4 protein-coding genes and 1 tRNA gene are annotated in these 5897 nt (G+C 32.9%); 4 read left to right on the forward strand and 1 reads right to left on the reverse strand.

Going from position 1 to position 5897, the window contains the following annotated elements:
* Positions 1 to 235 precede the first annotated feature (235 nt).
* A complete protein-coding gene (locus GXZ93_02160; GenBank protein ID HHT78589.1) occupies positions 236 to 1423 on the forward strand; it encodes an ABC transporter substrate-binding protein in 1188 nt (395 codons plus the stop codon).
* A gap of 13 nt (positions 1424 to 1436) precedes the next feature.
* On the opposite strand, the gene GXZ93_02165 is transcribed toward GXZ93_02160, so the two are convergent.
* Positions 1437 to 2318 (reverse strand): diacylglycerol kinase family lipid kinase, encoded by an 882-nt coding sequence (locus GXZ93_02165; protein HHT78590.1) that lies wholly within the window; start codon positions 2316 to 2318, stop codon positions 1437 to 1439.
* A 184-nt stretch (positions 2319 to 2502) separates the two neighbouring features.
* Between GXZ93_02165 and GXZ93_02170 the strand changes: the two genes are divergently transcribed.
* The 3 genes from GXZ93_02170 to GXZ93_02180 all read left to right on the forward strand — a co-directional run.
* Positions 2503 to 3237 carry a hypothetical protein gene (locus tag GXZ93_02170; GenBank protein ID HHT78591.1) on the forward strand — a complete coding sequence of 245 codons (735 nt, stop codon included), beginning with the start codon at positions 2503 to 2505 and terminating at the stop codon, positions 3235 to 3237.
* Positions 3238 to 3254: 17 nt separating this feature from the next.
* Positions 3255 to 3328: transfer RNA gene (locus GXZ93_02175), tRNA-Gly, on the forward strand.
* A gap of 80 nt (positions 3329 to 3408) precedes the next feature.
* Positions 3409 to 5897: ATP-dependent helicase (locus tag GXZ93_02180; GenBank protein HHT78592.1), on the forward strand; the 2489-nt coding region annotated here is incomplete at its 3' end.

Raw genomic sequence — 5897 nt, forward strand, 5'->3', positions numbered from 1 at the left:
AAAAACACTATAAGTATGTTAGACTGAAAAATGTTCAAATAGTTTTAATTTTTATTATAAATATCCTCTTTTGATTTTAATACATATAATTCTGCAAAAAAGTTTTTTCTGTCTATAAAGTAATTATAAAATAATTTTTTTCTGATATAATCTACTGTGTTTTTGTTTTTTATTAAAATACTATCAATGCTTTATTATATTTTGCAGCAATTGAAATGAACACGGAGTAATTGTAATGAATAAAAAATTATCGTTTTTTATTTTTGTATCTGTTATTTTTATAACTTTTTCACTCTTTTCAATTGCAGCTTCGTCCTGCACTCAAAAGGAAAGGATTATTAAAATAGGCAATCAGAATGTCATGTCCGGTGATTTCAGATATTATGGCCAGGACCAGACAGTCAGTATGAATCTTGCTGCCAGAGAGCTTGCACCGATCAGGATAGGTGGTTTTGATTATAAGATAAGTATTATTTCCAGGGATGATGAGGGAAATGCCGAGAAATCTTTTCTTGTTTCACAGGAACTTGTGCAGGAAGGAGTAGCAGGTGTTGTCGGCTCGGCATTTAATGCTACCACAAAAGCAGCTATTCCGAATTATCTCGAATATAATATACCGATTATTACCACTTCTGCTCCCGGAACGGATCTTAACAAAGCGGGAAATAATTTTTTCAGAATCATAATAAATAATGACCAGATTATAGAAAATGTAGGCAATTTTATCTTAAATGAGATCAAACCTGTAAAGATTGTCCTCATAGATGATGGAAAAGAATATTCCATAAACTTTAATTTATATCTTAAGGAAATATTAAGCGGTGATACTGCCGCAGAGCAGATTAAAAGTATTAAAACTTATTCCTTGAATCCCCAGGCAGAGGATTACGAACTGCTTGCGGAAAACATACTGATAGATGATGTGGAGACGGTGTTTTACTGCGGAGATTACAGCAATCTTGCCCGGATCATGCAGTGTTCAAGAGATATTGGTGTCTCTTCAGCTTTTCTTACTGAAAAGCTTTCAATGAATCCGGGTATACTGCAGCTTACTGATCAGAAGTATCTGGAAGGTTTAATAGCAGTAGTGCCCCAGCCCCCGTCTCTTGCCATGTTTTCCGAGAATCCAAGAGCAATAGAATTCTGGCGAAAATATAAGGATTTCACTGCAGAAGTCAAAGGTATTGAAATTGAAGAACCCGGAGAGTTTGCCCCTTATGCCTATGATGCTTTTCATCTTATTATAGAGGCAATGAAAAAAGCAAATTCTACTCTTCCGGAAGATTATCTGAGTTCTTTAAGAGAGATATCCTATGAAGGGGTTACGGGAAAAATTGAATTTGACTCAAACGGGAATCTGAAATCACCACAATCAACAGTGTTTGTGATTAAAAATGGTTCCTGGGTAAGATTCCACAAATAAAATCAGATCAGTATTATCGGGGTAAAAAGATATTAAGACTTTTAGGACTTACTTCAAATTTTGCAGGTAGTTTCCCCATATATTCGCCGTCTCCATATACATTGAATTTCTTCTCACAATCTACTTCCACCTTTTCTGTCTTGAAATATTTCACACATGGAATGTCCAGGTGAGTTCCGGCATATACACTTGGAAAACTTTTTATGAATTTTATGAGAGGTATGGCAGTTATTATACATACATCCAACTTTGCATCGAATGGATCTGCATGGGGTGTAACTTTCATTCCTCCGCCATAATATTTTAGATTTGAAACAAGTATCATCATTGTATTCAGGTTCTCGGAAATATCATCATGCATGATTTCAAATATCTTTGGCCTGAAAGTTATTAATGTCTTGTATACCGAAAAATTGTACCTGGCTTCTCCTTTGATGGGGAGTCTGGTTTCATTTGCAAATCTTGCTACTTCCGAATCAAAGCCTGAACCTGCAACACCAATATAGTATATTTTCTTATTAAAAAGCCCCAGGTCGATTCTCTTTATATTGTTATTTTTAATTATTTTTATGCTTTCATCTATATCGGGTTTGATATTAAATGTTTTTATCATATCATTTCCTGATCCTATCGGTATGATCCCTATGTTGCGGTCGGTATTTGCCAGTTTCTGAATCATATAATGCACTGTTCCATCCCCGCCGGCAGCAATAAAATTAACATAACCTTCTTTTACAAAATTTTCTGTTGCTCTCCCAAGATCTTCAGAACTTTTTGTTATATAAAGATCTGATTTTATTTTATTTTCCCTTAAAGCTGATTCAATTTTGTCTTTCTGAAATATCGCAGTTCCTCTTGAGGCAGACGGATTTAAAATTAAAATAGTTTTGTCCATAATAAAAGCCATATCTTATTATTTTGTAAATAAAAAACTACAGTCATTTTTAGTAATTTAAACAGAAAAAATAACTAAAATCCAAAAAATTATAAAAATCTTTTAAGGTTTAAGGTTTATTGACTTTTTATTTTAATTATAATAACCTAAAAAAAATTAATATAAAGCATTTCCAAAGGTAAAAATGAATATATTCAATAAAATAGTTGTTGTCATCCTTCTTATTTTTCTTATAGGAATCTCTATATTCGGCATACTTAATACTTTTATAAAATGGGTTAGCTGGTCCGATGCCGCATCAAAGATTTTTAATTCCGATATCGCTTTCAGGAACCAATATATTGCCGTACTTGTTCTGCCTTTTGTTATTATTTTATGCCTGTTCCTGCTTGTTCTTGAATTTTACAGAAAAAAAAGCAGGGTCGCTGTAGTTGCATCTGTCAGGGGTGGAAAAGCTTTTATAACTCTTGATTCCATTGCCGGTCAGCTAAAAGATAACCTTTCAAAAATCAGCGGGACAAAAGATCTTTATGTAAAAGCTCTTCCTAAGTCAAAAGGGATAGTAATAAATATTTTTTCCAAGATTTGCGAAGACTGCAATGTACCCAATAAAATGCAGGAAATAATAAAAGCAGCATCGGATTTTGCAGCATCAAAGCTGGGTCTGAAAGTGCTCAGGACAAATCTTACGATTATAAATCTGACAAATATTGATTACGATACAAAAGGAAAAACGATCAGGACTGAAAATTCTCTTCAGGTTGATGAGCCGGCAGAATCCGAAAAAACAATCAGGCCGAATGAAGATATAAAAGAGGACGCAAGCAATAATGTGCCTGCAGAAAGAAACCTGATAACTATAGAGAATAATAAAGACATCCCGAACTCTGCAAAAGAAAAAGAAATTACAGATAACTAAACATATTGCTAATCATTGCGGACTTAGTACAGTGGTAGTACATGAGCTTCCCAAGCTCAAAGGGCGGGTTCGATTCCCGTAGTCCGCTCCAATTAATTTAATGAAATGATTTCATATCTCCATAGTATAAATTATTTTGAAAATATATTTCAAAAAAAAGGCAGCTATATTGTGCTGGGAGGTCCCGGAACCGGAAAGACTCTGTTTTTAAAAGAGCTCATTGTATATCTTACCGAAAACTGCAATGTAGATCCCGCAAAAATACTGGTCCTTACTTTTAACAGGAGAAGCTCAAAATACTTAAGAGATGAAATAGCTGTAAAGGCTGACAAAACGGTTCCGGAAATTGAAGTAAAGACCTTTTATTCATTTTGTCTTGATTTTTTTAAAGAGCATACCCCGGGTTCAGGCTTTCTTGAAGATATTTTTTTTAATAATCTTAATGAAATAAAAATACTGACTGCTCCGGAACAGTGGAATCTTCTTACCGATATCATTATGGAAACTGATGAAAAAAAAATCCCGGTAATTAAGAAACTATTTTTAAATAAAAATACAAGTGAAAATATAGTACAGGAGATTTTTGATTATATACTTCGTGCGCAGGAGAATTTCAGAAAATCATCAGAGCTTTTCAGTAAATTCAATCCGTATTCAAATAAGATGCTGTATGAAATCAACACTATTTATGCGGCTTTCAATTCTGCCATGAAGGATAAAAATGTATTTAATTATGGAAAATTATTAATCGATACCTTCAGCATGTTGAATTCCGACAGTAATTTAAAACAGAGATGCAGACAAAAATATGAATTTATCATCGTTGACGAACTTCAGGAATTAAATTCTGCCCAGTATAGCCTGCTTGAAGAAATATCAGATGATAATATTATTTACTTTGGCGATGATGATCAGTCAGTTTATAAGTTCAGGGGTTCCAATATAAATATTTTTTTTGATGTGCTTGAAAGCATCCCTCCGGAACGAAAAATTTTTCTCAGAAATAATTATAGAAATTCCTACCCTGTTATGGAAATAATTGAAAATTTTATTTCAAAAAACAGCTTGAGGATTAATAAAAATTCCGGCCATGACAACAAAGATGATTTCAACAGAAAGAATTTTAAAGATATGAGAGGCGGGGAAGTAATAATAAAATCTTTTGAAAACAGGTATGAGGAATTGAATTTTATCAAAAGCAAAATTTTAATGCTGAACAGAATATCGGGCATTCCTTTAAATGAAATAGCCATAATCATGAAAGGAACCGACTTTGAAAATTCTCTTATAGAGAATTATTTTTATCAGAATTCCATTCCTTTTTTCAGAAGAAGCTCAAGATCTGTTGCAAACAACAGATATTCAGCCTATCTGCTGAACATCTGCTATCTGATAATCTTTCTTGAGAAAGAAAAACAAAATAACGATAAAGCGGAAGAAGATAAAGAAAAAAATGGATTAAACAGTAAAATAAATTCACTGACAAGAAATATTTTTTTATCTGAATTTGTAAATTCCGATCCGGTTTTTTTTAAAGAAACTGAGTTTCAATATCATAAATCAGCCAGCCGTAAAAAATATATGAATTTATATGAATATCTGGAGAAAAATTTAAAGGTAATAAAAAAAGCTGATGAAAAGAATTATTTAATGATATCAAGTTTTATCAGTGCAGTTGACAGGCACAAAAAAAATCTAAATAAAGATGCCTATACTTTTGCAAGATGCCTGATTGAAGATGATAATTTTGGTCTGTCGAAGGTGATAAAGAATTATGGTGCTCTTTCGCAGAACGATAAAAATTTATTCAGTATTTTTACGAATTTTCTGACAAGCATAAGAAATTTCTGCAGTGAAAGAGAAAGCGACAATGATATTATCTGTTATCTGGATTTTATTGAAAGATTCAAAAGCAATCAGTTTATTGAAGAAACAGAAGAAGCGCTTGCTGAAGGCAATGATGGTAACGGTGTAAGGATGCTGAGTTTTTATGAATGCAAGAATTTTGAATTTGAAGCGGTATTTATACCTTTTCTAAACAAAGGATATCTCCCTTCGCTAATATCAAAACCGCAGATTTATGAAAATGATTTTCTTACTTTTTTAGTTGAAGGCAGATTTTTTAATGAGGAAGAAATAAAGCACATACATCTTGAAAATGAAAGAAGAATCCTTTACTCCGGTCTCTCCAGATGTAAGAATTATTTATATATAACAAGCGGTTGGGGACATTTATCTTCACCATTCTTCACAGAACTTGCGAAAATATTATCAGAAAAGAAAAAGACAGACGAAATTATCCCCGGATTTCCAGACAGTGGATTTTCTCTTGGAGAGCTTTTGAAGGTATCTGAAAACTCACTTGTCAGAAAGAAAGCAATGACAGCCAGATATAAAGCTGATACGGGCAGAAAAACAGACAGAACCAGGTATGCGCTTTTGCTGAATCATTTGAAAAGTCAATATAATCCATCTACATGGTGGAATATTGCAGCAGAGAAGCAAAATGATCTGAATCCTTTCGAAAAGGACAAAAATACCGGTTATTTTTCTTTCAGCGCAATAGATACTTACGATGACTGTCCTTTTAAATATAAAATGAAATATTTCTTAAAATTAAGGACTGAAGAAGAGAATATGAGTCTGAGAATCGGTTCCTT

The organism is Actinomycetota bacterium (assembly GCA_012837825.1).
Classification (GTDB): Bacteria; Actinomycetota; Humimicrobiia; order Humimicrobiales; family Humimicrobiaceae; genus Humimicrobium.